Annotated in this window: 21 protein-coding genes; 7 read left to right on the forward strand and 14 right to left on the reverse strand. The window is 70.4% G+C overall.

Annotated elements, in window-relative coordinates:
• Positions 1–20: 20 nt before the first annotated feature.
• On the reverse strand, positions 21–3,200 hold the full coding sequence (locus tag IPI43_06185) for a hypothetical protein (GenBank protein ID MBK7773712.1): 3,180 nt from the start codon (positions 3,198–3,200) through the stop codon (positions 21–23).
• Positions 3,201–3,222: 22 nt separating this feature from the next.
• Positions 3,223–3,978: a hypothetical protein gene (locus IPI43_06190; protein MBK7773713.1), complete on the reverse strand. Its 756-nt coding sequence runs from the start codon at positions 3,976–3,978 to the stop codon at positions 3,223–3,225.
• Between the two features lie 137 nt (positions 3,979–4,115).
• Between IPI43_06190 and IPI43_06195 the strand changes: the two genes are divergently transcribed.
• The 3 genes from IPI43_06195 to IPI43_06205 all read left to right on the forward strand — a co-directional run bounded on the left by IPI43_06195 (position 4,116) and on the right by IPI43_06205 (position 6,907).
• Positions 4,116–5,120, forward strand: a complete 1,005-nt coding sequence (locus IPI43_06195; GenBank protein MBK7773714.1) for a DUF1385 domain-containing protein — start codon at positions 4,116–4,118, stop codon at positions 5,118–5,120.
• A 3-nt stretch (positions 5,121–5,123) separates the two neighbouring features.
• Positions 5,124–6,194: a peptide chain release factor 1 gene (gene prfA, locus IPI43_06200; GenBank protein ID MBK7773715.1), complete on the forward strand. Its 1,071-nt coding sequence runs from the start codon at positions 5,124–5,126 to the stop codon at positions 6,192–6,194.
• A 110-nt stretch (positions 6,195–6,304) separates the two neighbouring features.
• Positions 6,305–6,907: a hypothetical protein gene (locus IPI43_06205; protein ID MBK7773716.1), complete on the forward strand. Its 603-nt coding sequence runs from the start codon at positions 6,305–6,307 to the stop codon at positions 6,905–6,907.
• Between the two features lies 1 nt (position 6,908).
• Here IPI43_06205 and IPI43_06210 read toward each other — a convergent pair whose 3' ends face one another.
• Both IPI43_06210 and IPI43_06215 read right to left on the reverse strand, forming a co-directional pair.
• Entirely contained in the window at positions 6,909–7,238 is a 330-nt protein-coding gene (locus IPI43_06210) for a TerB family tellurite resistance protein (protein MBK7773717.1), read from the reverse strand.
• 60 nt (positions 7,239–7,298) lie between these two features.
• Positions 7,299–7,484, reverse strand: a complete 186-nt coding sequence (locus tag IPI43_06215; protein MBK7773718.1) for a hypothetical protein — start codon at positions 7,482–7,484, stop codon at positions 7,299–7,301.
• 183 nt (positions 7,485–7,667) lie between these two features.
• Here IPI43_06215 and IPI43_06220 point away from each other — a divergent pair, with 183 nt between their 5' ends.
• The 3 genes from IPI43_06220 to IPI43_06230 are packed head-to-tail and all read left to right on the forward strand — an operon-like array spanning position 7,668 to position 11,613.
• Entirely contained in the window at positions 7,668–8,921 is a 1,254-nt protein-coding gene (locus tag IPI43_06220; protein ID MBK7773719.1) for a 2-oxo acid dehydrogenase subunit E2, read from the forward strand.
• A gap of 44 nt (positions 8,922–8,965) precedes the next feature.
• Positions 8,966–10,933 (forward strand): protein kinase, encoded by a 1,968-nt coding sequence (locus IPI43_06225; GenBank protein ID MBK7773720.1) that lies wholly within the window; start codon positions 8,966–8,968, stop codon positions 10,931–10,933.
• A gap of 2 nt (positions 10,934–10,935) precedes the next feature.
• Complete coding sequence (locus tag IPI43_06230) at positions 10,936–11,613, forward strand: class I SAM-dependent methyltransferase (GenBank protein ID MBK7773721.1); 678 nt, start codon at positions 10,936–10,938, stop codon at positions 11,611–11,613.
• Between the two features lie 378 nt (positions 11,614–11,991).
• On the opposite strand, the gene IPI43_06235 is transcribed toward IPI43_06230, so the two are convergent.
• The 6 genes from IPI43_06235 to IPI43_06260 form a co-directional block, all read right to left on the reverse strand.
• Positions 11,992–12,588: a YceI family protein gene (locus IPI43_06235; GenBank protein MBK7773722.1), complete on the reverse strand. Its 597-nt coding sequence runs from the start codon at positions 12,586–12,588 to the stop codon at positions 11,992–11,994.
• 94 nt (positions 12,589–12,682) lie between these two features.
• Positions 12,683–14,353: an SDR family oxidoreductase gene (locus IPI43_06240; protein ID MBK7773723.1), complete on the reverse strand. Its 1,671-nt coding sequence runs from the start codon at positions 14,351–14,353 to the stop codon at positions 12,683–12,685.
• Between the two features lie 17 nt (positions 14,354–14,370).
• Entirely contained in the window at positions 14,371–16,563 is a 2,193-nt protein-coding gene (locus tag IPI43_06245) for a VCBS repeat-containing protein (protein ID MBK7773724.1), read from the reverse strand.
• On the reverse strand, positions 16,560–17,585 hold the full coding sequence (locus IPI43_06250; GenBank protein ID MBK7773725.1) for a putative metal-binding motif-containing protein: 1,026 nt from the start codon (positions 17,583–17,585) through the stop codon (positions 16,560–16,562). The genes IPI43_06245 and IPI43_06250 overlap by 4 nt, the downstream gene beginning before the upstream one ends.
• Entirely contained in the window at positions 17,582–18,595 is a 1,014-nt protein-coding gene (locus tag IPI43_06255; GenBank protein MBK7773726.1) for a PEGA domain-containing protein, read from the reverse strand. Before IPI43_06255 ends, IPI43_06250 begins: the two co-directional genes overlap by 4 nt.
• A gap of 56 nt (positions 18,596–18,651) precedes the next feature.
• A complete protein-coding gene (locus tag IPI43_06260; GenBank protein ID MBK7773727.1) occupies positions 18,652–19,224 on the reverse strand; it encodes a hypothetical protein in 573 nt (190 codons plus the stop codon).
• Positions 19,225–19,300: 76 nt separating this feature from the next.
• On the opposite strand from IPI43_06260, the gene IPI43_06265 reads away from it, so the two are divergent.
• Complete coding sequence (locus IPI43_06265; GenBank protein ID MBK7773728.1) at positions 19,301–19,876, forward strand: hypothetical protein; 576 nt, start codon at positions 19,301–19,303, stop codon at positions 19,874–19,876.
• Between the two features lie 15 nt (positions 19,877–19,891).
• Here IPI43_06265 and IPI43_06270 read toward each other — a convergent pair whose 3' ends face one another.
• The 4 genes from IPI43_06270 to IPI43_06285 all read right to left on the reverse strand — a co-directional run bounded on the left by IPI43_06270 (position 19,892) and on the right by IPI43_06285 (position 26,229).
• Positions 19,892–20,527 carry a TetR/AcrR family transcriptional regulator gene (locus IPI43_06270; protein ID MBK7773729.1) on the reverse strand — a complete coding sequence of 212 codons (636 nt, stop codon included), beginning with the start codon at positions 20,525–20,527 and terminating at the stop codon, positions 19,892–19,894.
• Positions 20,528–20,529: 2 nt separating this feature from the next.
• Entirely contained in the window at positions 20,530–22,953 is a 2,424-nt protein-coding gene (locus IPI43_06275; protein MBK7773730.1) for an efflux RND transporter permease subunit, read from the reverse strand.
• A 664-nt stretch (positions 22,954–23,617) separates the two neighbouring features.
• Entirely contained in the window at positions 23,618–24,844 is a 1,227-nt protein-coding gene (locus IPI43_06280; protein MBK7773731.1) for an efflux RND transporter periplasmic adaptor subunit, read from the reverse strand.
• Positions 24,841–26,229: a TolC family protein gene (locus IPI43_06285; GenBank protein ID MBK7773732.1), complete on the reverse strand. Its 1,389-nt coding sequence runs from the start codon at positions 26,227–26,229 to the stop codon at positions 24,841–24,843. The genes IPI43_06280 and IPI43_06285 overlap by 4 nt, the downstream gene beginning before the upstream one ends.
• Between the last annotated feature and the right edge of the window lie 68 nt (positions 26,230–26,297).

The following is a 26,297-nucleotide window of genomic DNA, read 5'->3' on the forward strand; positions in this document are numbered from 1 at the left end:
GGCACTCGAGAGAGTGCGGCTCAGTTGGCGCTACGGCGGCGGTTCACTTCCGCAGCGAGGGCTGGGTCCACCTCGACGGCGCGCGACCAGGAGCGCGAGGCACCGGAGCGGTCACCCGTGGCGGCGCGCGCGTCACCATAGATCATGTGGTACCGACCCACGCGCGCACGGCCGCGGACCGCTGCCTGCGCGAGGGTGAGCGCCTCGTCGTTGCCGCCGCGTGCGAGCAGCACCTCGGCTAGCGCGGCCATCGCTTCGTAGTCCTCGTCGTTGGCCGCGAGCGCCTGCCGCAAGCGGGCCTCGTCGCCGGTGGCGGGAGCGGCCACGGGCGGCGTGACGGGCGGCGTGGGCGGCACTTCGGCCACGGGCGGTGGCTCCACCGGTGGCGTGGGCGGCACCTCGGCCACGGCCACCACCTCGGGCGGCGGCTCCACCGGCGGCGTGGGCGGTGTGTCGGTGGTGGGAGCCGCCACGTCCGTGGTGGGGGTGGGCGGCGGCGTGACGGGCGGCGTGGGCACCGGGTCTGCGCCGGGGGGCGTGGGCACGGGCGTGTGCGCGACGGTGTCGTCCGAGTGCGCTGCCGTGCCCAGCAACGTGGGGGCCACGTACCACGCCGTGGCGGCCACTCCGCCCACGAGCACGATGGCCATGGTGGCCCACAGCCAGCCGCGGCTCGAGCTGCCCGAGCTGGCCTGCTTCACGGCCTTCTGCTCCAGCTGCTTGGTCAGACCCGCGACGATCTCGGTGTCTTCCTCGGTGCCGCTCTGACTCGGCTGGTAGGCCTTCGGGCGGACCGGGGGGAGCGGCTCGGGGTTGGCGGCGCCACCCGTGATGGGCTCGTCGCCCATCTCGAGCGTACGTCCCAGGCGGTCGGGCTCGTCGAAGTCGAGCTCGAGCGCGTCGGTCAGGCTGAGCGTCCCCTCGGGGACGATGCCGTCGATGCCGATGCCCGGTGGCGGCGGCTCGGTGGCCGCAACCTCGAAGTCATCGTGGTGCGACGGCTTGGGAGCTGCGCGCTGGCCCGGTGGGGACGGCGGCGCAGCCGGTGTGGCTGGCGGCCGCAGCGTGTCGAACTCGGTGTCGTCGGGCTGCGCGGACTTGGCGCGCAGCGCCTCGAGCTTGGCCGCGGCGATGGAGCTCTGGTCGAGGATCTGGGTGGCCTCGTCGTGGTCCATCCCGAGACCCAGGTCGTCGAAGTCGTCGAAGTCGTCGCCCGCGCCGGCCATCTGCGTGGCGCTGGACTTGGCCGTTTCGTCTTCCAGCAGGTCGTCCGGCGTGTCGAGGTCCTTGGCGGCAGCGCGCTTGACGGAGTCCCCCACGACCGTGGGCTCGTCGGTGAAGTCCATGGAGGCCGCGCCGCCGAACTGAGCCGCCGCGGGGCCCGTGGGCGTGGCCGCCGCAAAGCCGCCCGACGCCGTGATGGACGCCGCAGGACGCTCGGACTCGGTGACGACCACGGCCGTGTCATCGGGCCGATGCGACGGGAGGTTGACGGGGGGAGGCGGGCTGAGCGGGCTGCTCATGCCGCCCATGATGGTGCGGTTGGCGCTGCGCCGCGGCCCGGGGGCGGCCGAGCGTGGAGCGGGAGCGGCGGACGCTGCGGCCGGCGTGGCGGACGCTGGAGCGGCGGGCGCGGGCGCGGGCGCGGCTGGCTTGGCGGCGGACTGCGCAGGGGCGGCGGGCAAGGCCGGCTTGGCGGTCGCCGCCGCCGGTGTGGGGCGCGCGGCCGGCGCGGCGGCCGGCGACTTGCCCGACACGGCTGCCATGGGCGCGGCCGGCGTGAACTTGGGTGTGCGCGCAGGCGGCGTGCCCTGCACGGCGGGCAGGCTGGTGGAGCTGATGGAGCTCGCGGACTTCGCGGGCGCGGCGGGCAGGCTGGTGGAGCTGATGGAGCTCGCAGACTTCACGGGCGCGGCGGCAGACGGTGCCGGGGCGGCGGGGGCTGCAGGGGCCGGCGCTGCAGGAGCCGACGCGGGAGGTGGGGCAGCGGCTTGCGGAGCGCTGAGCCCGAGCCCGAGCATGGTGCGGGGGCGAGCCTTCTTGGCGTCCGGGGCAGCGGCCGCAGGCGTGGCCGCAGCACTTGGAGCCGCAGCAGGAGTGGCGGTGGCTGGAGCAGGCGCTGCGGGTGCGGCAGCTTCCGGGGCGAGCGCTGCCGCCGGGGCCTCGGGCGGACGCGCCGCCGGCGTGGCGCCGGGGAGCGGCAGGCCGACCCCCAGCATGGTCTTCGGGCGCGCCTTGGCCGCGGTGCGCGGGGGTCCCACGATGGGCGAGATGACCGGGGCCTGCTCTTCGTCGGTGGGCAGCGGACCCACGGTGGACGGCTCGGCCTTGCGCAGCGCGGCGCGCGCCAGCGGCTTGGGGCGAGAGGGCGGGAAACCCGTGGGCATCACGGAGTCGGACTTGGCTCCCCACGCGCCCGCACGGCTCGCGGCCGGCGCTGGCATGTCGCCGTCACCTTCACCGCCATCCACGCCAGGGCCCTGCGCGGGCCCCTGCCCCGACGCACCGCCAGGCGCAGCGGGTGCGACGCCCATCATGGTGCGGGCGAGTCGACGTTGTTTCGCGGCTTTCTGGTCGTCGTTGTCGTCGGTCAAGGCGGTACCCTGGGGGCTGTCCTCCCACGTCCAATCGCGAGAACGAGTGACGTTGGTCGACGGCTCGCTAGCGATGGAAGCCTGGAGGTGGAGAGCTCGAATGGGTCCTGAACCAGTGTCCTCGGTAGGCTCACCGCTCAGGAATGGATCGAGTCTATCATCCACCTGCGGTTCTCCGCCTGATTTCGACGCACCGGCCTCTTCGGCGATGGCACCCGGCCGCCCCTGCGGCCGCTGCCCACTACGCGCCAGCTCGACCAACCGCTCGACGACGGAGGTGATGCCCTGGTGGCTCAGCACCAGCGTGAGCGGCGCGGCGTCCGCGCGACGCACGGGCGGAACGCCGGGCTCCGCCGTGAGGATGGCCACGGGGATGGCCCGCGTGGCCACGTGCTCCGCCAGCGCCGTGGCCGCCATGCCCAGCTCCACGCCCTTCATGGTGCCGGCCAGCACGACCAGGCTCGGCGACGTGCCGGCGCAGGTGGCGATCAGGTCCGGGAACGAGCAACCGTGCACGCGGACATCGTGCTGCGTGAGCGCCTGCTCGAGCGAGGCGCGAACATTCACGGGACCGGCGATGAGGATGCTGGGCTGGGGAGACTTCACACGTTGCTCGTGCGCCCGCGCATCACTGCAGAATGGCGGTCGAGTTGTTGAGGATCATCCACACCGAGATGGCGATGCCCCAGATGGGGAAGATGAACCACATGCCGTTGGACGTGCCGACGAAGAGCCAGAGGTCGCCCTTGCTGTGCCCGTGGTGGCGACCCGAGTGGAAGAACTGGAAGAAGTAGACGACCGTCCCGTAGAACATCTGCCAGAACATGGCCACACCGAGGATGCCCAGGATCTGCGGCGAGACGATGTCGTACGTCATGCCGAACGCAAAGAGCGTGGCCGGGATGATGGTGGAGAACCCGTTGCCCACGTCGATGTTGAAGCCGAACGAGTGGCGCTGCGAGTAGCCCGGGTCGAAGAGCGCGTAGCTGGACCACACCAGCGTCCACTGGCGGAACGAGAGCAGCTGGAAGAACGGGATGCGCTTGGTGAAGACCTCCGCGCAGCGGACCATCTCGCGCCCCTTGTAGGACACCTTGGTGGCCTCGTACTCGTCGTGGATCTGGTCGCCGCGGAAGAAGAGCCCGATCTCCCAGAAGTTGATGAGCACGTTGAGCACCAGGAAGAACGCGAGCGTGGCCTGGTGCACGTTGATGACGCCGTGGGCCGCGTAGTGCAGGTAGATGTGAAGGGCGGTGGCGCCCACCAGGAACACGATGACGGCGAGGCCGGCCGGCACGCCGCGCGCGGTGCTGGGCTGGGCCTCGGCGAGAGAGGAGGTGGACACGCCGAGGCCGGCGTCGCGAGAGGTTTCCACGGTGGACATGCGAAGTTCCCGAGGGGTGAGCGGTTCGAAGGGGCAACGAAATTGCCACGCTTCCCGGCCGAAGTCACCCCGGCGGTGCGGCCCTCCGCGACCCCTCGACTACCAGGATCGGCGGCCACAGGTATAGTGAGCCCCCCATGACCGACCCCAAGCCCTACATCGGTGGCCAAGCCGTAATCGAAGGCGTGATGATGCGCGCCCCCGGCTGCATGTCCGTCGCCGTGCGACGCCCCGATGGCTCACTCGTCGTGCGCGAGGGGCCCATGACCTCGCGCTTCGATCACAAGCCCTGGAAGTGGCCCGGGTTCCGCGGCGTCGCGGCCCTGGTAGAGTCCATGCGCATCGGCTTCGGTGCGCTGCAGTTCTCGGCCGAGCAGCAGATGACCGAAGAGGAGCGCGCCGCCCAGGGCGCCGAGAGCAAGGGCACCATGGTCATCGCCATGCTGTTCGCCATCGGGCTCTTCGTGGTCCTCCCGCAGCTGCTCGCGTCGGGCTCCGGGCGGCTGTTCGGCGTGGACTTCGGCCTGACCGACGCGCGCTTCCACTGGGTCATCGGCGGCTTCAAGCTGCTGATCTTCTGCGTGTACCTCGCGCTCATCAGCCGCGTGAAGGAGATCCGTCGGACGTTCGAGTACCACGGCGCCGAGCACAAGACGATCCACGCCTACGAGCAGGGCCTCCCGCTCACGGTGGAGAACGTGCGCGCGCAGACCACGCTGCATCCGCGCTGCGGCACCACCTTCTTGGTGGTGGTCATCCTGGTGTCCATCGTGGCCGGCTCGCTGGTGGCGCCGCTGGTGCTGCCGAACGCCTCGGGCCCTCTCGGTTGGGCCATGCTGCTCGGGCTGCGCATCGCGCTCCTGCCGTTCATCTCGGCCCTGAGCTTCGAGCTGCAGCGCCTGAGCGCGCGCTTCTGCACCACCGGTCCCCTGCGTGTGTTCCTGCTGCCGGGCTTCCTCTTCCAGAAGATCACCACGCGCGAGCCGGATGACGCGCAGATCGAGGTGGCCATCGCCGCCCTGCAGGCCGCCGCGTGGCGCGGTGAGGTCGGGCCCTCCGCCCCGGCTGGCGACGCAGTGCTCTTCTTCCCGTCGTTCGAGCGCTTCACGGAGGCGCTGCCCTCTCTCCGAAGCGCTGCCTGAGCCATGCTGCCCATCGAAAAACTGGAGTCGCTGGCGGCACGCTATCGCGACACCGAAGAGATCCTCTGTCAGCCGGACGTGCTGGCGGACAACAAGCGGCTCACTCGGCTCACGCGGGAGCGCAGCGAGCTGTTCGAGGTGGTGTCGCTCTATCAGCGCTACCAGCAGGTGACCGCCGATCTGCGCGGGCACCGCGAGGCCCTCAACGACGCCGAGCTGCGTGAGCTGGCCGAGCTCGAGATCCCGGAGCTGGAGGCCGAGCGCGAGCGTCTCGAGGCGGCGCTCAACGTGGCGCTCCTGCCGAAAGACCCGGATGACCTGAGCGACACGGTGCTCGAGATCCGGGCCGGCGCCGGCGGCGAAGAGGCGGCGCTGTGGGCCGCCGACCTCTTCCGCATGTACAGCCGCTACGCCGAGACCAAGGGCTGGAAGATCGACCTCATCAGCAAGAGCGAGGCCAGCGCGGGCGGGCTCAAGGAGGTGGTCGCCACCATCAGCGGCGACCGCGTGTACTCCGTCATGCGCTTCGAGGGCGGCGTGCACCGCGTGCAGCGCGTGCCGGCCACCGAGAGCCAAGGGCGCACGCACACGTCCACCGCCACGGTGGTGGTCATGCCCGAGACCGAGGCCATCGAGGACGTGCACATCGACCCGAAGGACCTGGACATCTGGGCCACCGGGGCGGGCGGTCCGGGTGGGCAGCACGTGAACATGACCAACAGCGCCGTGATCGTGAAGCACCTCCCCACGGGCATCATGATCCGCGCCGACAACGAGCGCAGTCAGCACCAGAACAAGGCCAAGGCGCTCCAGCTCCTGCGCATGAAGCTGCTCCAGGCCGAGCAGGACAAGCAGGCCGCCGAAGTGAGCGCCGAGCGCCGCTCCATGGTGGGCAGCGGCGACCGCTCCGAGAAGATCCGAACCTACAACTACCCGCAGAACCGCGTCACGGACCACCGCATCGGGCTCACCCTCCACAACCTCGACCGCGTGGTGGCGGGGGAGCTGGGCGACGTGTTCCAGGCCCTGCGCAGCCATCACCAGGCGGCGTTGATGATGAGGGAACACGATTGAATAGGTCACACCTGTGGTGCTAGTTTCACACTGAGCCGGCGGGGGTCGGCGGAACGCTGCAGAATCACGGGCTTCCTGGAACTGGCCTGGATTCTGCCTCTCGGAAGGTGATGGAACACATGCAGACCGCTAGGACTCGAACGGCACTCGGTGCCTTCGGCGCGCTCACGGCGCTGATGGCGCTCACCAACACCGCCGCCGCCCAGGCCCAAGAACCCGCTCCGCAGGGCTACGCGCCGCCGCAGCAGGTGTACACGGTGGACGTGTACGAGCAGCCCTATCAGCCCCCGCCCGATCCCAACGCTCGGCCACGGCGCGTGGTCATCCCCTACGAGGACGGCATGGAAGTGCCCCCCGGAGCCTACGTGCGCAGCCGTTCCCGCAAGGGGCTCTGGATCCCGGGTGTGGCCATCTTCGGGGCGGGGTACCTCTTCACGGGGTTCATCGGGACGCTGGCCATGGAGATCGGCGGGACCGTGGACCAACGCATCTGGGTGCCGCTGGTGGGCGCGCTGTTGGTGACCGACAACTCGAACGCTCGCACCGCCGCGGCCTTCTCCACGCTCATCCAGGGGGCGGGGCTCGCCATGATCATCATCGGGGCCGCGGCTCGGCGCCGGGAGCTGGTGTACTACACCGACAGCGGGCGCGGCCTCGTGTTCGGCGCGGCACCGCTCCGAGGCGGCGCCATGGTGTCACTCAACGTGTTCTGACTCAGCCGAGGAGCGCTTCCAGCAGGACGAGGTTTTCGGCCTCGTCCTGATCCACCCGGCCGTCGGACACGATCATGGCGCGCACGGCGTCCAGGAAGAGCTGGCGATGCTCGACGGGGATGTCCGCCGGGTCCACCTCTTCGGCGCGCGGCGGGACCTCGAGCCACTCTTCCACCATGCCGCGGTCGGTGTCGTCCAGCTCCAGCTTCTTGACCAGCCGGCGCACGAAGTCGCGCTCTTCGTCCTGCACTTCGAGGTCTGCCCAGGCAAAGGAGCAGACGAACTTCATGAGACGGAGACGCTCTTCGCGGTCGAGGTTGGACAGGCCCATGCGCCAACCATACCTCAGCGACCCGCGCGGTCGCGGTCTTTTTTCGGGATGGGGCCGAGGTCAGCGCGGCGCGGGCTCACCCGTGACGGCGCGGAAGGCGTCGGCCACGCAGCCGCCCACCTGGTGCTCGCCCAGCGCGTTCACCGCCCACACGATGACCAGCACCAGCACGCTCAGGCGCAGCAGGATGCGGATGATGAACCCCGTATCACGGCGCTTCAGGTCGGCCTCGAGCTCGTCGGTCACGGGCGGAGCGTGTCGCCACCGCCGGTGGTCTGCAACTCCCTCGCGACCATGTGAAGAACTTGTGCTTTCCATCGCGAGCCGAGCGGGTTTGTACTATCGTGCCCCCCGGAAGCTCGCGCAGCTCCTGCGCCAACACGAAAAACTTCTGAGAATGAGAGACGAGACGTGACCACCAAGGTGAGCATGCCGCAGCTCGGCGAGAGCGTTGTCGAGGGTACCGTAGGCAAGTGGCTGGTGTCGGAGGGCGACACCGTCGCGAAGGACCAGCCCATCGTCGAGATCCTGACCGACAAGGCCGACAGCGAGGTGCCCTCCCCCGTCGCCGGCGTGGTTCGGAAGATCCACGCGGTGGCCGACGCGGTCGTGTCCGTGGGCGCCGTGCTGTGCGAGATCGAGGCTGGCGCGACAGCCGGCGCGAGCCCCGCTGCGAGCGCCCCGGCCCAAGCCCCCGCCCCCGAGAAGCCCGCAGCCGCAGAGGCACCCTCGTCGCCCTCGGTGCGCAAGCTGGCCCGCGAGACGGGCGTGGACTTGGTGGGCGTCAAGGGCAGCGGCCCCTCCGGTCGCATCACCGCCGACGACGTGCGCTCACAGGGCAAGGCGCCAGCGCCCAGCGCCCCGCCCGCGCCCAGCCCCGCCCCGCTGTCGGCCAGCCCGCGCGCCGAGAGCCCGCTGGCCGCTGCCACGGGCCTCATGGGCGCCCGCCCGAGCGCGTTCAAGGTGCCTGCCTATCGCCCCGCCCCGGGGGACCAGGTCATCCCGTTCTCGCGTCGCCGCCGCATCATCGCGGACCACATGGTGTACTCGAAGCAGACCTCGCCCGAGGTCGTGACCTTCGCCGAGTGTGACCTGGACGCCACCGCGCGCCTGCGCGACAAGTTCAAGGACCAGTACAAGAAGGAGGGCGTGAGCCTCACCTACTTGGCGTTCACGCTGGCCGCCACCGCGCGCGCCCTGCGCGAGTTCCCCGAGCTGAACGCGCGCGTGCTGGACGACGCCTACGTGAAGCTGCGCGACGTGAACCTGGGCATCGCCGTGGACACGCCGGATGGCCTGGTGGTGCCGGTCATCCGCAACGCCGACGAGCTCACCGTGCGTGGCCTGGCCCGGGCGGTGACCGACATCGCCGTGCGCGCGCGCGATGGCAAGCTCACCCCCGACGACCTGGCCGGGAAGACGTTCTCGGTCACCAACCCGGGCCTCAAGGGCAACCTGGTGGGCGGCGCCATCATCTCGCAGCCCAACGTGGGCATCCTGCGCCTCGGCACCATCAAGAAGCGCGTGGTGGTGGTGGAGCGCGACGACCAGGACCTGATGGCCATCCACCCCGTCATGTACATGGCGCTCACGTACGACCACCGCATCGTGGACGGCGTGCACGCCAACGGCTTCCTGTACCGCATCTCCGAGATCCTGGAGCAGGGCGACTTCGAGCTCTGACGGCGTATCCTGAGGTCAACCCGAGCCAATAGTGAGAACCCGGCGTGACGGAAGCCAAGAACGAGATCGTCGGTGGGCGCTATGAGGTGGTGCGCGAGATAGCGCGCGGCGGGATGGGGGTGGTGTACGAAGCGCGCCACCGCATGACCAAGAAGGCCGTGGCGCTCAAGGTGCTCTTCCCGCACATCGGGAAGGACCCGGGCGCCCGGCAGCGCTTCCTGCGGGAGGTCAGCGCGCCGGCGCAGATCGGGCACCCCGGCATCGTGGAGGTCTACGACGCGGACTTCGACGCCAGCGACGGCAGCCTCTTCGTGGCCATGGAGCTGCTGGTGGGCGACACGTTCCGCGACTGGCTGGGGCGCGGCGGTCACACCCGCGCGGCCGTGCTCGACAAGTTCGAAGAGATGCTGGATGCGCTGGCGGCCGCACACCGCAACGGCATCGTGCACCGCGACCTCAAGCCCGAGAACGTCATCCTCGCGCAGCAGCGAGACGGCAGCGTGCGCACCAAGCTGCTGGACTTCGGCATCGCGCGCGACCTGGACAAGAGCGCCGAGAACGTGACGCACACGGGCATCGCCATGGGCACGCCGCACTACATGGCGCCCGAGCAGGCCATGAGCGCGCGCGGGGTCACCGCGTCGGCGGACGTGTGGGCCATTGGCGCCATGCTCTACGAGGCGCTCAGCGGGCGCACGCCCTTCTTGGGCGAGACGGCCAGCGCCATCGTGGTGCACGCCTGCACGGCTCCGCACCCGCCGCTCGCGGAGATGGCCCCCAGCACGCCGCCGGCGCTGGCCGCACTGGTAGACCGCTGCCTCTCCAAGAGCGCTGTAGAACGCCCACAAGACGCTGGGGCACTGTTGGACGAGCTGCGGCGCGTGCGTGGGAGCTCCCCGGCGCAGAGCGCCACACCCAGCGCGCCCGCCGCCCCCGTGGCGCCGCCCCCCAACTCGTGGGGTACGCCGCTGCCCACCCCCATGAGCGCCACCGCGCCCGCCGGCCCGGCCACGGCACCCTCCGCCCCACCGTTCGGCAGCGGGGGCCAGGGCTTCGGGAACACCCCCAGCGGCTTCGGCAACACCCCCAGCGGCTTCGGCAGTGCATCGGGCGCGCCCACCACGCCCTCCCCGGGCGGCGGCTTCGGCGCGCAGACCACTCCAGCCAGCGGTGCCGGCTATCCCACGCCCACGCACGCCACACCCCAGCCCATGTACTCGCAGCAGCCCAGCAGCGGCGGCGGCAACGCGGCGTGGATCGTGGGCGGCGCCGGCGTGGGCCTGGTGCTCTTGGCGCTGGTGGGCGGCGGGGCGTGGATGCTGTTCCGCGGCGAAGACGCCCCCACCGACCCACAGGTGGGTGGCCCCGTGGCCACCCCACAGGCTGGCACGCCCGGGACGGGCACCACCCCGGGGACGGGCGGCACCGTCGCGCCCTCGGGGACGGTGGGCAGCATCATCCTCATCACCAACATCACCGGCGGCCAGCTGCTGGTGGACGGCGCGGCGCTCGGCGACGCCCAGCACGGCCGCGAGGTGTCGGTCATCGCGGGCTCGCACCAGGTCGCCATCTCGCAGGGTGGCACCATCGTGGCGCAGCAGAACGTCAACGTGTTGGCCAACGTGCCCACGCAGGTGCAGCTGGTCGCTTCGGCCCAGGTCCCCGTGCCCACCCCGGGTGTTCCCGGTGCCGCGCCCGAGACCCGCAGCGGGTCGCTCGCCGCCGGAGACACCGCGCTCAACTCGGGCGAGTTCGTGGACCGTCACGACTTCCAGTGGACCGCAGGCCAGCGCTACAGCATCGACGCGCGCTCCACGGGCTTCGACACGTACCTCATCATCAAGCCTCCCACGGGCAACCAGATCGACAACGACGACCGCAACCAAGCAGCGGGCACGGATGCGGGCTACGACCTGGACGTCACCCAGACGGGCACCTGGCAAGTGCTGGTCACCAGCTTTCGGCCGGGCGAAGTGGGCGCGTACACGCTCACCGTGCAGCAGGTTCGCTGAGCATGCCGCGCAAGGGTGAGCGAGAGCGGCGCGACAGCGCCCGTGGCGCGAAGGGCAAAGCCAAGGCGGCGCCGGCGGCGCTGGGGCCCTCCGACCACCGGCGCTTCGACGCCGAGTACTACGCGCGCCACTACCTGGACGAGAGCACCGCGGTCAGCTCGGCCGAGGAGACGCTCACGCTGGCGCGCTTCGTGTGCTCGTACCTAGAGTACCTTGGCGTCACCGTGGAGACCGCGCTCGACCTGGGCTGCGGGGTGGGCCGCTGGCGCACCGCCCTCGAGCGCATCGACAACAGCATCGACTACACGGGCGTGGAGGTCAGCGACTACCTCTGCGCCGAGTACGAGTGGGTGCAGAGCTCCATCGCGGACTACGACGGCGAGCCGGCCGACCTGGTCATTTGCCAGGGCGTGCTGCAGTACCTGCCTGCCCGGGAAGCGCGCGCCGCCATCAAGACGCTCGCGCGTGTCACCGAGGGGGCCCTCTACCTCGAGGCGCTCACCACCACCGACTGGGAGCAGAACGTCTCGCAAGAGATCACGGACGGCAACGTCCACCTGCGGTCGCCCGACTGGTACACGGAGCAGCTGGCCAAGCACTTCCACAGCGTGGGCGGCGGGGTGTTCGTCCCGCGCGGCTCGGGCGTGGTCCTGTTCGAGCTGGAGCGGGGCGCGTTCTAGTACCGCGTCTCAGGCGATCATGATCGCTTGGCGACGGGCCGTTGATGGGCACCCTCGGCTCGAGCCTGAGGATTCGACACATCTTGCTGGCAGCCGATTCGCACTGCGGCAAGGCACCATGGGCACCCCCGGCTGGAAGCCGGGGGCAGCAGACCAGGCCTGGACATGCAGAAAGTCCGCCCTTGGGCGGACTACGTGATCGACAACAGGGTGTGTTCTACCAAGGGTGGCGGGACGCAGTGTCGGAGTACCCAGGGTAGGCAAACCCTGCTGGTAGCCACGTAGTCCGCCGCCGAAAGGCGGGGGACTTTATGTCCATCAGCCACCTGGTCTGCTGCCCACCGCTTAAGCGGTGGGTGCCCACAACACGTTACCAACTCAGCTGGCGTTGGCGCGCAGCGTGATGGTCACGTTGATGGTGTCGCTGACCTTGGCGCGGACCACCGCGGGGACGGTGACGCCGTAGTCCGGCAGGTTGACGTTGAAGCGGCTGCGCGCGCTGAGGTAGTGCGGCCCGTCGTTGGTGACGAGCTTCACGCGGGTCTCGGCGCGCACGTTGCGGGTCTGACCGTGCAGCGTGAAGCGCCCCACCACCGTGACCCGGGCCTCCACGTCGGGGGTCAGCGAGCTCGCGCCCTCGACGCCGGTGATCTCGAAGACCGCCGTGGGGAAGCTCGCGGCGTTGAGCCACTGCGCGCCGTGAAGGTGCTCGTCGCGCAGGTCCTCTCCGGTGCGCAGCGAGCTGACCGGCACCTCGATGCGCCCGCTGGCCGTGGACAGGTTGGCCGGGTTCACCGATATGCTGCCGGTGACGCGCGAGCTGGTGCCGTTGATGGTCTCGAGCGGCGCCACGGACCGGAAGCCGATGCGGCTGCCGGTGCCCACGGTGAAGGTGTGGGCCTGTGCGTAGGCCACCACCGGGACGGCGAGCAGGCAGAGGACCAAGAGGCTGCGGAGGGCGCTGAGACGGGTCATTCGAAGAGGCTCCTGGCGGGGAGTGTGCCTGGTCTCGGCACGAAAGGGGATGGGTTCGAGACGCCCGAGGGGCCCCCGGGATTCAATCGGCCGGTCACCACGGGATGGAACGGTAGTCCTTGAGGAACTGCCCCCACACGTGCTCGCCCGTGTTCACCCCATGCAGGATGGGGTCCACGATGCGGGCGGCGCCGTCCACGATGTCGAGCGGCGGGTGGAAGCGGTGCACCACCTGCTTGTAGGCGGCGAGCCCCACCGGGTCTTCGTCGGTCACCCAGCCGGTGTCCACGCTGTTCATGTGGATGCCGTCGCGCACGTAGTCGATGGCCGACGTGCGCGTCATCATGTTGAGCGCGGCCTTGGCCATGTTGGTGTGCGGGTGCTTGTCGGTCTTGAAGGCCCGGTAGAACTGCCCCTCCATGGCCGACACGTTGACGATGTGCTTGTCGCCCGTGCGCGTGCGCGTCATCAGCGCCTTGAGCCGCGCGTTGAGCACGAAGGGCGCGATGGCGTTCACCAGCTGCACCTCCAACAGCTCCACGGTGGGCACCTCGGCCAGCGTGAGCCGCCAGCTGTTCTGGTCGCGCAGGTCGCGCTGCTGGAGGTCTTTGTCGAGCTCGTCGGGCGGGAAGAGCGCCGCGCTGCGGTCGTGGTCGCCCGCCACCAGAGGCACCTGGGTGAGCGCCGCCGCGTGGTGGATGCCGGCCGCTTCGAGCAGCTGCGGGACCTCGCCGCGCGTGGCCAGGGCGTCCGCGCTGTCCGCCCGCTTCCAGGCTTCGTGGGCAGACACCAGCGACTCGGCCTCCGCGCTGAGCGGCGTGGACTCGCGCTCGCCGCTCACCAGGTGGGCATAGAACCCAGGCGGACGGCGCACGGTCTGACATGCATTGTGGACGATGAAGTCCAGTGTGGGCAGGTGCTCGCTCAGGTGCTGCGCGAAGATCTCGACGCTGGGCGTGTGGCGCAGGTCGAGCCCATGGACCTCGAGGCGCTCGCGGAAGTCGTCGAAGTCTTCTTCGCGGGCGAAGCGCGCCGCGGCGTCACGTGGGAAGCGCGTGGTCACGATGACCCGAGCCCCGGCGCGCAGCAGGATGATGGCGGCCTGGTAGCCGATCTTCACGCGCGCTCCGGTGATGAGCACCACGCGCCCGCGCAGGTCGGCGGTCTGCGAGCGCTTGGCGAAGCCGAAGTCTCCGCACGCGGGGCACAGCTGATCGTAGAAGTGATGCAGCTGCTCGTACTCGGCCTTGCACACGTAGCAGACGCGGGCTTCTTGCACGCGCGGGCCGTCCGCAGCGGCGGCCTCCGCGTCGGGGCCGTCCGGTGGGAAGGCTGGGGCGGCGTCAGGATCGGGCAGCGCCCCCACGGCCGAGCCCATCAACATGGCCGGCGCGCGCGGTGTCACGTAGACCGGCTCGTCACGTTTGCGCCGAATCCCGGTGGCGTTGAGCTGGGCCTCGTCTGCGTCGCGCTTGTCGCGGCGGCGCGCACGACGCTCCTCTTTGACGCGGCGCTTGCGGTCGTCCCGTCCAGGCCGCGCCACCTTGCCCGCCGCCATCAGCAGGCGCTTGCGTAGCTCGTCATCGAGCGCCATCACGCGCGCTTGATCGGCGTCCAGCCACTCCAGCAGCTGGATGGCGGCGCGCACCTCGGCCTCGTCGGCCTCCTCGGCGGGCGGTGTGCCGAGGCCGTGCGCTGGCAGCGGGGCGCGTGGGTCACGCGCCACCAGCACGGGAGTCGGCGGCTTGTCGGAGGGGTCCTGCATGGGGCTCGGTCGAGCCCCTATCTACCGCTTGGACGCCACCACGCAACGCCATCGTTCTTGTAGAGGATGACCTCGGAGTCGCCCTCGTGCGCCACGACCAAGTCGGTGTCGCCGTCTTGATCGTAGTCGGCCGCCGCCAGCCCTTCGGCACGCGCACCCACCGCGGTGACCAAGTGCGAGACCCAGCCCGTGTCGGTGCCGTTGACGTTCTCGAACCAGCGCACGGCCACGGAGGCGCCGAAGGCGACCACCAGATCGAGGTCACCGTCGGAGTCCATGTCAGCGAGCTCGAGGCGGTGCGTCCACGTGGAGAGGAACGCCGTGGAGATGACGTGCTGCTCGAACGCCGAGCCGGTCCAGGTCCAGTAGGCCACCAGGGCCCCGAAGTTCCGCTCGCCCGAGAAGATCTCATCGATGCCGTCGCCATCGAGGTCACCCACCACCACGTGCGAAGCGCTGGGCGCATCGGGGATGACCATGGGTGCGAACGCCGCGCTCGGGGTCGCGCGGGTGAACACCTGCAGCCCCGGAGTGGCCATCGCCGCGCCATTCGACACCACGATGTCGACGCGCTCGTCCCCGTTCACGTCACCCAGCGCGACCGCAGTGGCATTGGCCTGCGCGCCCACGACCGTGTGGACGAACGTGGGCACGCCACCGCCCGAGCTCTCCCAGTACTGCACCGACGTCGCGGTGGTCCCCACGATGTCCACGAAGCCATCACCGGTCACGTCGCCGAGCTCGAGGGCAATCAAGCCCACGCCCGAGACGCCGAGGCCGTTCGCCCCCGCAAGGGTCATCCACGCGTCGCCATCATCGTCGTTGAGCATGACGCGCAGGCCGTCGTCGTCGGCCACCACCAAGTCCACCACTCCGTCGCGGTTCAGGTCGCCCGAAGCGAGCGCCGCACCGTCGTCGAGGGGCGCGATCTCCGACTCGGTGTAGACCGGGGCCGTGGCGGTGCCTTCGACGGTCCACCAGGAGAGCAGCTGCGTGCCCAGGCCCACGATGTCCGGCCGGGAGTCCTGGTTCATGTCCGCTGCGAGAGAGACGCTGGCGCCGTCGAAGGCGCGGTCCACGTTGGCGCGCACGAACGTGGCGTTGCTGACGATCTCGGTGGTCCACCAAGTGACCGTGGCGGCTTGGAATGCGGCCGCGATGACGTCCAGGTCGCCATCCGAGTCCACGTCGCCCGCGACGGCCGCGCGGGCCCCGTTGAAGTCGGAGACCAGCGAGTGGCGCAGCCACCCCGTGCCCACGCGCTCCCACCAGTCGACGCTGTCGGCCGAGGAAGACGCCGTGATCAAGTCGTCGCGACCGTCGAGGTTGATGTCGCTCGCGGACGTGCTGACCACGTCCACCGGGCTGCCTGAAATGGCGCTCGCCACGAAGCCCGTGGCGGTGCCGTCAGTGTTCTCGATGAAGTGCGCGCCGGTGGCGGTGCCCACCACCACGTCCAGGCGTCCGTCGCCGTTGAAGTCACCCGCCGTCGCGCTCAGCGCGCCGGTGAGGCCGGTGGCGATGGGTGCCGCCACCAGCTGGAAGCCGCCGGCCTGCGCCGGCGCGTTGGCGAACAGGAACGCGTCGCCCGTGGTGGTGATGACGACGATGTCCTCGACCGCGGTCCCGCGGGTCAAGAAGCGCCCCCCCGTGATGGCGGTGGGGCTGACGGCGCCGATGGCGAGGGTGTTGGGGTCGAAGGCGAGCGAGGTGCAGCGGGGCGCAAAGGGCCCGATGGTCTCCGCCAGGTACAGGTTGCCTTGCAGCGGCGAGATGTAGGCCACCGCGTGAGCGCTGGCGTTGACCCGCACGACCACCGCGTCGCGCGCACCCATGACCACGGTGGGCAGAACGGCCGACGTGGCTGCGGCTCCCGTGCTCCCGTTGCAGACGGCGGTGACCTGCCCGCTGGAGCCGTTGACCACCACCAGGTCGTCGATGGCGTCGTCTGTGGTGGAGGCTGGGTCGTCGAACAGCGGCCCCGTGCGCAGGACACGCACCGCTGCGGTCACGGAGAGCGTGGCCGGAGAGGCGAAGCCCCCACTGGACAGCTGGTTGTAGAGGCGCACGGCTCCGCCGCTCTCGCTGCCGGTCAAGATGTCGCCGCGACCATCCCCGTTGAAGTCGGCGAAGGCCACCCCGTTGGCGCCCGCCAGCGAGTCCTCCAGGCTCGGGATCAGCTCGAGGAAGGGGCAGAAGCGCGAGGTCACGTCGTTGTCGCCTCCGTCATTGCACTCCCCGTAGGGGATGGGACCGGCGCGCAGGGTGCGTCGTACGAAGCGAAACCGTCGCCGTCCCGGTCCTCTGCGAGCTGCACCACCTGGGGCATGTTGCAGTCGTTGGTGATGCGATCGCAGACCTCGGGCGCGCCCGGGTAGGTCGCGGCGTTCGTGTCGTCGCAGTCCGTCTTCGGGAACGCGTCGCTGTCCTCGCAGTCGGCGTCGGGGAGCCCGAAGCCATCCCCGTCGCCGTCCTCGCCTGCGCGCGGACCCGAGGTCACGCAGTCATTGATGACGCCATCGCAGACCTCGGGTGCGTCCGCGAACACGAAGGGGTTGGCGTCGTCGCAGTCGTCTTTGGCGAACACCAACGTGAGGCCCGCCTCGCCAGCCGTCGCCACATCGCAGTCCGCATCGGGGGCCGCCACCAGGTCGCCGTCTCGGTCCTCCTCGGGACGCGCTGGACTCACCCCGTCCACCCACGCGTCGCAGTCGCTGATGAACCCGTCGCAGTACTCGGCGGCGGCACCGCTGCGCACCGAGCCCCGGGTGTCATCGCAATCGTTCCCCGGCTCGCGCGCACAGAGCGTGGAGACCTGACCATCGCCGTCGGAGTCGCGCGCCCCGATCGCGGGATCGCTGTCGTCGCAGTCCTCCACGAAAGGCGGAAAAGCGTAGCCCTGGCACGCCGGGTCGAAGAACTCGTCGCCGTCCCCACTGCGCACCCTGACCTCGGCCTCGCAGACGCCGCGGTTCGCATTGCATCCGACGCTCGCCTCGAGGCACGCGGGCATGGGCCCCGTCTGATCCGGATCCGAGTTCGCGAGCAGCGACCCACGCTCGCTCACGATGACCACGCCCGCGCAGTCGTCATCCACGATGCACGCGCGGTCGTTGTCGTTCAGCTCGAAGGTGGGGGGGTCCACCAGGTCGAGCACGCTGCAGCCCGTGCTGCCCAGCCCTAGCAGGGCGATGACGAGCGCCGAGCGGAGGAAGGAGTTGGAACACGTCATCGGCGCCACCCCAGCATGAGCACCGCGCCGCCGCGCTGCGGGACAACGTCGGCCTCGGGCGCCGGGCCCGTGGCTCCAGCATCGCCGCCTCCATCTCCTCCGTCATCCTCGTCGTCGTCACCGTCCCAGTCCGTGAGGATACCGATGACCAGCGTGCCCACGGCCAAGCCGCCGGCCACGCCCATCATGATGTCCGCGCGCCGGCCCCACGCCTGGGCGTCGCGACGCTCGGCGTCCGAGCGCACCGGCTGGTCGTTGTACGTGTTGGCCTGCCGCACCGCCGTGCCGGCCAAGCCTACCCAGGCCCCCACCGCCGCCACGGTGACCCCCGCGCTGACCATGAACGCAGAGCGCGGGAGCCGGATGGGCGCCCGCCCCTCGGACACGCGGATGATCTCGGTGCGCGTCTCTTCCTCGCGCAACGTGAAGGTCAGCTGGACCTCCGTGCCCGCCGCGATGGTGACCGTCTGGCGCTCGGGGCGGTAGCCCTCCGCGCGCACCTCGATCTGATGGCGGCCCGTGGGGACGCGAATCTCGCCGGGAGCAGGCCCCACCTCCTGGCCGTTGATGAAGACCATGCCCGGCGCGTTGGAGGCGATGCGCAGCGTGGCCAAGAGCTGGTTCAGCAGGCGGATGCGGCTCTCCACGTCCGGACGCCGCGTGTCGCTCTCCGGCGTGGTGTCCAAGTAGCGCTGGTAGGTCTCGATGGCGGCGAGCACCTGACTGTCGCCTTCATAGGCCTGGGCCAGCGCGAAGAGGATGGTGGGGTTCTGCCACAGCCGGTAGGCCTCGGTGAGCTCCGCGATGGCCGCCGAGTAGCGCTCCCGCCGGAAGAACTCTGCGCCCTGCGCATAGCGCTCGCGCGCCTCGGCGATGGCGGCCTCGTCCTGACCCTCGAGCGTGTCACCGCCCTCGGTCTGGGCGGCCACGGGGGCCGGCGCGGAGAAGCTCAAGCAGAGCAACAAGGGGAGCAGCGCGGCGAGCCGCGAGAGCACGCTGGGGGACCTCATCGGCCCATAGTCCGGCAGCCGCCCCGTGGGGTCAACTGTGAGGCACGTGACGCTTCTCAGGCCGGCGGCAGGCGGCGCACCAGCAGGATGCCGCCGAGCTGGCCAGCCCCGCAGTAGGCATAGGCGGGGCCTTCGTCGGCGCTGGGGAAGCTCCACGCCGCGCCCGTGCTGGCGAGGCCACGGGTCACGTCGCGATAGTCATGGGCGCGAGCCTGCCTTGCCTCTTCCGTGCTGCCGGGGTCCGAAGCGACGCTGACCAGCACCACGCCCACCTGCAGGTGGTCCGACACGCTCGGGGCGGCCAGGGCCGCCGCCACCATGCAGGCCTCGGCCTCGGCCGCGAGCTGCTCCGGGGAAGCCACCGTCAGGCGCCGCACGGCCACGCTGTAGTCGTAGCCCTGGAGCTCGAACGTGGTGACGTCATCGGTGATGGTGGTGGGCTGCACCTCGCCCGCGCCCCACGCGAAGGCCCGCACCCGAGTGGCGGCCTCGGCGAAGCTGCGCGCGAAGAGGGCTGGGTCCGCGAAGACGCCCCGCGGTTCGGCCGTGTAACGCGTCAGGCCCACCACCCACTCGTCCAGCAAGCGGGTGAATCCGGCGATTTCAGGGGAGCAGCGTAGTCCGTGCATGCGCGTCTTTCTCGGGCGTTCTCTTACCACGATCAGGCTTGCGGCTGACCCCGAAACAGCGTCTCATGGGCGCGCCATGACCACTTTCACCGACCTGCTCCGCAGCGGAGCCTCGCTCGATCGCATCGGCCAGCACCTGGACAACCTCTCGCAGGACGTGCGTACCGCCGAGACCATGGCGCTCTCGCGCGGCGACCAGAAGAAGCTCTTCGACATCGCCAGCCCGGTGATCTCGCTGGACCACCTGGCGCCCGAGGGCGGCACGCTGCACCCCATCATCCACGAGGGCATGAACAACCAGCCGGCGTTCCGGAAGTTCCAGAAGCCGTGCACGCGCGGCGTGGACGGGTCGGTCTTCGGCTACAACGAAGGCCTGCTGCGCGACGTCATCGGGCCGGGCTACTTCGTGGCGCGCGAGACCGGCAAGGACCCGCGCGGCCACATCGTGGTGGACTACTTCATGTGTCCCGCAGGCGAGGTGCCCACGGGCTGGCCAGAGATCGTGCCCAACGCGGTGGGCCTGCAGCGCTTCGTGTTCCACCGCTGCCGCGACTACCTGCGGCGCGTGTCCAAGCACGTGAGCATCGGCAAGGCGTACAAGGACGAGTCCACCGTGATGGGGTACTTCGTCCTCGCGCGTCAGGGCACCTGACTCACCCCGCTGCGGTCAGGCCTTGGCCAGCTCGCTGAGGCCGGCGCAGCCACGGAAGAACAGCGTCACGATCTTGCTGGCCTCGTGGCTGAGCGGCGTGGCCGCCTCGCCGCGTGCGATCCAGCGCATGAAGTAGGCGTTGCTGAGCCCCCACATCACGTAGCCGGCCTCTTCCTCGGTGAGGCCCTGTAGCGCGGGGTGGTCGGGGTGCTCGGCGCAGATGCGCGCCACGTAGTCGGCGGAGCGCGCGATGAGGTCCGGGTCACAGTCCTGCGCGGACGGCTCTCCGTCGCTGGCTTCGGCCGGCGGCGGACTCATGACGGCCACGAACTCGTCGCGCCGCCCCTCGGCCCAGCCGAGCTGCTCGGAGAGCACCAGCTCGAGGCGCTGCTCGAGGGACAGCCCCGCGGGGAGCGGCTTCTCCATGAGGGCCTCGAACTCCGCGATGATCTTGTCGCGCAGGGCGTCCCAGATGGCGCGCTTGCCCTTGAAGTAGCTGTAGAGCGAGGCGGCCGCGAAGCCTGCCTCGGCGGCGATCTCCTGCACGCCGGCCGCCGCGTAGCCCTTGCGGGCGAAGACGCGCGCGGCAGCGACCAGGATGTCTTCGCGGGTGTGCTCGGCGGCACGCTCTCGTCGGGTGGGACGCATCATGGCTAGCTCACCGTCGCTTCCGTGGTGGGAGGGGTCTCGGTGGCGCGCGAGAACAGGCGCGCCACGCGCAGGCGGCCGCCCTCGAGCAGCGAGTAGAGCACCGGCACCACCACCAGCGTGAGCACCGTCGAGGTGATCAGGCCGCCGATGACCACGATGCCCATGGGCGCGCGCACCTCGCCACCGTCACCGTGGCCGATGGCCACCGGCAACATGCCGAAGATCATGGCGCCCGTGGTCATCAAGATGGGCCGCAGGCGTGTGGCGCCCGCGTTCTCGAGCGCCAGCGGGATGGACTGGCCCTCACCGCGCAGCTGGATGGCGAAGTCGATGAGCAAGATGGCGTTCTTGGTGACCAGGCCGAACAGCATGATGAGGCCGATCATGGCGAAGATGGTCATGGTGTTGCCCGTGAGGAGCAGCGCGCCGAACGCCCCGATCAGCGAGAAGGGCAGCGAGCTCATGATGGTGAGCGGGTGCAGGAAGCTCTCGAACTGCGCCGCGAGGATCATGTACACGCAGATCACGGCCAGGAAGATGGAGAGCAGCATGCTGGCCATGCTCTCCTCCATCATCTGCGCGGTGCCGCCGAAGGCCGCCGTGACGCCCTCGCCCACCACGTCGTCCGAGATGGCCTGCACCTCGGCCATGGCGTCGCCGAGGGGCTTGCCGCTGAGGTTGGCGTAGACCGTGACTTGCCGCTGACGCGACTGGCGGTCCACGCGGCTCGGGCCGCTGACCAGCGAGACGTCGGCGAGGATGCCCAGGGGCACGGGCCGGCCCTGCGCCGAGATGATGTTGGCGTGCGACGCCGTGTAGATGTTGCGGGCCGACTCCGGCAGACGCACCCGCACGTCGATCTGGTTGGACTCGTCCTCGATGCTGGTGGCCACCGTGCCGGCGAAGAGCGTGCGCGCGGTGCTGGCCACGGTGTCGGCGGAGATGCCGAGGTCGTCGATGACGGCGCGCCGCACCTCGACGCGCATCTCGGGCTTGCCGGTGCGGAAGCTGGTGTCCACGTCCACGTAGCCACCACGCTCGTGCAGAGCCGCGACGATGCGCTGGGCGCTGGCCTGCAGCTCCTCGAGGTCGTTGCCGCGCAGGTCGAGCTGCACCTCGGCGTTGCGCTGGCCACCCGATCCATTGTCGTCGGCCGCCTCCACCGACGAAGTGAACTCGGTCGAGCCCGCGAAGCGCTCACGTGCGAAGGCCATGATCTCGGTCTGGTGATAGGCGCGCGCCGCCCGCGGCTCGAGCAGCACCAGCACGGTCGCCAGGTTGCGCTGCTCTTGGGCGCCACCGCCCACCGTGGCGAAGGTGGACGAGACGCCGGGGATCTCGCGCAGGGCGTTGGCCACCTGGGCCGCGGCCTCGTCCGTGGCCTCGAGGCTGGCGCCCGGGGGCAGCTCCATGCGCACGAGGAACTGCGACTTGTCCTCCATGGGGATGAACTCGAAGCCCAGCATGCCGGCCACGCCGAAGCTGGCCACCAGCACGGCGCTCGCCGCGCCGAAGGTGATGGTGCGGTTGCGCAGCGCGAAGCGGATGACGCCGCGGTAGCGCGCGTCGAACCAGTCGAGCACGGCCTCGATCTTGGCCGAGAGCCCGGTGCTGGCCCCGTGGTGATCGCCCAGGAAGCGCGCCGAGAGCATGGGCGTGAGCGTGAAGGACACGAACAGCGACAGCAGCACGGCCACGGCCACGGTGAGGCCGAACTCGTAGAAGAACTGGCCGATCATGCCCTCCATGAAGGCCACCGGCACGAACACCGCCACGATGGACATGGTGGTGGCGAACACGGCCAGGCCGATCTCGGCGGTGCCACGCTGCGCCGCCTCCATGGCCGTCTCCTTGAGCACGGTGCGCCGCCGCACGATGTTCTCGATGACCACGATGGCGTCGTCGATCAGGATGCCAATGGAGAGCGAGAGCGCGAGCGTGGTCATCATGTTGAGCGTGAAGCCCATGACCTTCACGAACGCGAACGTGCCGATGACCGAGGTGGGCAGCGCCAGGGCGCTGATCAGCGTGGCGCGCCAGTCGCGCAGGAAGATGAAGATGATGACGATGGCCAGGAGCGCGCCCAGCACGAGGTCGAGCTGCACGGTCTCGATGGACGCCACGATCGTGGTGGAGTTGTCCTGCACCATCTGGATGGTGATGCCGGCAGGCGCCGTGGCGTTGAGCTCGGCCATGCGCTCGTGCACCTCGCGGGCCACCGCGACGGTGTTGGCGTCGCTCTGCTTGATGAGCTGCACGGCCACGGCCGGGCGCCCGTCGAGGCGCGTGATGGAGGCGCGCTCCTCGAAGCTGTCTTCGATGGTGGCCACTTCGGCGAGCGACACGGGGATGCCCTGCACCGTGGCGATGGTGGTGCGGCCCAGCTCCTCCACACTGGCGAAGCGCGCGTCAGTACGCAGCACCATGTTCTGGCGCCCGGAACCGAATTACCCGCGGGGATCTCGATGTTCTGACGGCCCAGCGCCATCACCAGGTCCTGCACGGTCAGGCGGTAGCCCTGCAGCGCGCCGAGGTCCACGTAGACCTGGACCTCGCGCTCTTGAAGGCCGATGAGGCGCACCTGTCCCACGCCGCCGATGCGCTCGAGGTCCGGCTTCAGCCGGTCTTCCACGTAGTCGGCCAGCGCGCGCTGGTCATCGCCCGCCACCGAGAGCTGCATGATCGGCGCGGCGCCCAGGTCGAGCTTCTCCACCGAGGGCGCCTCGGCACCGTCGGGCAGGTCGGGGACCACGGTGGCCACGCGGTCGCGCACGTCCTGCGCCCCCACGTCGAGGTCCACGCCCAGCTCGAACTCCACGTAGACCTGCGCCACGCCCTCCACGCTGGTGGAGCGCAGCGAGCGGATGCCGCTGAGGCTGTTGACGGCCTCCTCGATCGGATCGGCCACCTGCTCTTCCATGGTCTCGGGCGAGGCGCCGGGGTAGACCACGGTCACGGTCACGATGGGAAAGTCGACCTCCGGGTAGAGGTCCACGTTGAGGCGCGTGTACAGCAGGAGCCCGAAGACCACGAGCGCGCCGATGACCATCGTCGTGAAGACGGGCCGGGCGATGCTGACGTCCGAGATCTTCATTCGGCGGCCTCCGGCTCCGGCGTCGGCGTGGGCTCTGGCTGGGCGGCCGGAACCGCCGCGCTACCTGCACCCGCGGGGGCTGCCGCCACGCGCACCTCCACGTCTTCACGCAGCGGCTGGCTGGCATGCACGATGACCTGAGCGCCCTGCTCGAGGCCCGAGAGCACCATCACGTTGGTCGCATCGATGGGCCGCACCTGCACCACCACGCGGCGCGCGGCGTTGCCCTGCACCACGTAGACGTACGACTCGGTGGCGGTGCTGCGCACGCCCGTCGCGGGGAGCACCAGGCCCTCCACCGGGGCGGCCTGCGGAAAGCTCACGTGGGCGAACATGCCCGCGCGCAAGCGCCCGTCGGCGTTGGGGAAGCGCACCATCACCGACGCCGTGTGCGTCAGCGGGTCGAGCTCGTAGCCCACGCGCACGATGCGCCCCTCGATGTGGATGCCCAGTGAGCGCAGCTCGGCCGTGGCCACGCCGCCCACTTGGACGCCCGGCAGCTGCGACTCGGCCACGCGGACGCGCGCGTCCACCTCGGAGAGGTCCAGCAGGCGCAGGATGCCCGAGCCCTGCGGGCTGACCACGGCGCCCAGCTCGGTGGGGATGGACTCGACCACGCCCGCGAACGGAGCACGAATGGTGTAGCTTCCGAGCGACACGGCGGCCGCCCCCGCTGCCGAGCGCGAGGCCTCGGCCGAGGCGCGCGCGGCGTCGCGGCTGGCGGCCAGCTGGTCCGCCTGAGACACCGGCATGGCGCCGCGCTCGGCGAGCGGCTGGATGCGCTCGAACTCGCGCGCGTACTGGCTGGCCTGCACCTGCGCCGAAGACGCCATCGCCTCGGTCTGGGCGGCCAGCGCCCGGGCGTAGCGCGCGTCCAGGCGGATGAGCGGCGCGTTGCGGCGCACGGTGTCGCCCTCTTCCACGAAGATGCGCTGGACGCGCGCGGTCACGTCGGCGCCGATGTCCACAGCGCGAAGCGGCAAGAGGTGCGCGCCGATCTCCGGGATGTACGCGATGGGCCCGCGCGTGACGGTGACCACCTGCACCTCGACCGGCGTGGCGCGCTCGGCTTCGACCGCAGGCAGCTGCGCCGCGCCCTCTTGCGAGCAGCCGGCCACCAGCAGCAGCGTGCCGCTCAGCACGCCGGGAGCCAGCTTCTTGACGCTGCGGGAGAGGAGGTTCGAGAGGAGCGGGGCGACTCCGCTGTTCGGCGCGTGGATCATCGTGTCTCCGGGGTCAGGCCAAGGGCATAGTCGAGGCGCGCTCGCGCGAGCCGGTAGCCGAGGTGGGCGTCGACGAGGTCGACCTGGGCGCGGCGGACGGCCGTCTCGCTGTCCAGCACTTCGTTGGAGGTGGCGGCGCCCGCTTCGAAGCGCAGCACGCGCGACTCGTAGGCCTCGCGGGCGGCGTCCACCGCGTCTTGCGCGCTCTGCATGGAGGCTGCGGCGGCGCGCAGGGCGGCGTCTGCCTGATAGACCTCGATGGTCACGGCGCGCTCGAGGCTGCGCAGCTGCGCCTCCGCTTCCGCCACAGTAGCGTTGATGCCGGCGGCGCGGTGACGTGCGGCCGCGAACGCGTTGGGTGACCAGGTGAGGTTCACGCCCACGCTCCACGTGGCACGGAACTCGGCCGTCTGCGGGAAGATGCGCTGGTTGGGGTTGGCGTAGTCGATGGCGCCCACCACCGCGAGCTGCGGCACCTGCGCGCCGAGCGTGGTGCGTGCCTCGGCCCGCCGCACCTCCACCAAGAGGCGCAGCGCCTGGGCCTCGGGGCGCGCGTCGAGCGCCAGCGTCACGCGCCCACCATCGAGGGCGGGCGGAAGGGCGGCGGCCTCTTCGAAGACGGACTCACCGATCACCACGCGGTCTCCTGGAGCGCCGCCGATGCGCTGCACCAGCGCCACCTCGGCGATGGCCGCGTCGCCCTCGGCCACCAGCAGCACAACACGCACCGACGACAGCCGCGCGCGCACCTCGGACAGCTCCACGGCGGCCACCACGCCGCGCTCGACCATGGCCTCGGTGGTGGCCAAGAGCGACTCCAGCAGGCGCACCGAGTCCTGCGCCACGATGACGCGCGCGCGAGCCTGGATCAGCTGGTAGAACGCCTCGCGCCCCTGGATGGCCAGCTGGCGATTCTGCGTCTCGGTCTGGAAGCGCGCCGCCTCCTGCCCCCGCTCGGCCGCCCGCATGGCGGGGAGCGTGGTCAGGAAGATCTCGGTCACCGGGATGGAGAGCGAGGCCCGCAGCAGGTACGTGTTGAGGATCTGCGGGAACGGGTTGTCGATGATGGTGCCGCCGATGTCGAAGGGCGGCAGGTCCACCTCGGACAGCCGCGTGTAGTTGGCCTGCAGCGCCAGCTGCGGGAAGAGGCCCACCCGCACCTCGCGATAGGCCGCCTCTGCCCGGGCCTGCGCTGCGGCCGCCGCCTCCGCCTGGGGAGCGTTCGTCACAGCCAAGACCGCGACCTGATCGGCCGTCAGGCCCTCTTGGACGGGCCCCATCAGCAAGCTCAAGTCACTGAAATCAGTGGCTTCCTGAGCGATCGCCGGCGCGCCGGTGTGCAGTGAGCAGGCGAGCAGCGTGAGTACGAAGCTGAAACGAGTCATGATTCTCTCCGAATTGCAATTCGGAGATATGAATCACGAGTTCGTGGGCGGCAAATGATTATTGAGGT

The sequence above is a fragment of the Sandaracinaceae bacterium genome (assembly GCA_016706685.1).
GTDB lineage: Bacteria > Myxococcota_A > Polyangia > Polyangiales > Houyiibacteriaceae > JADJJE01.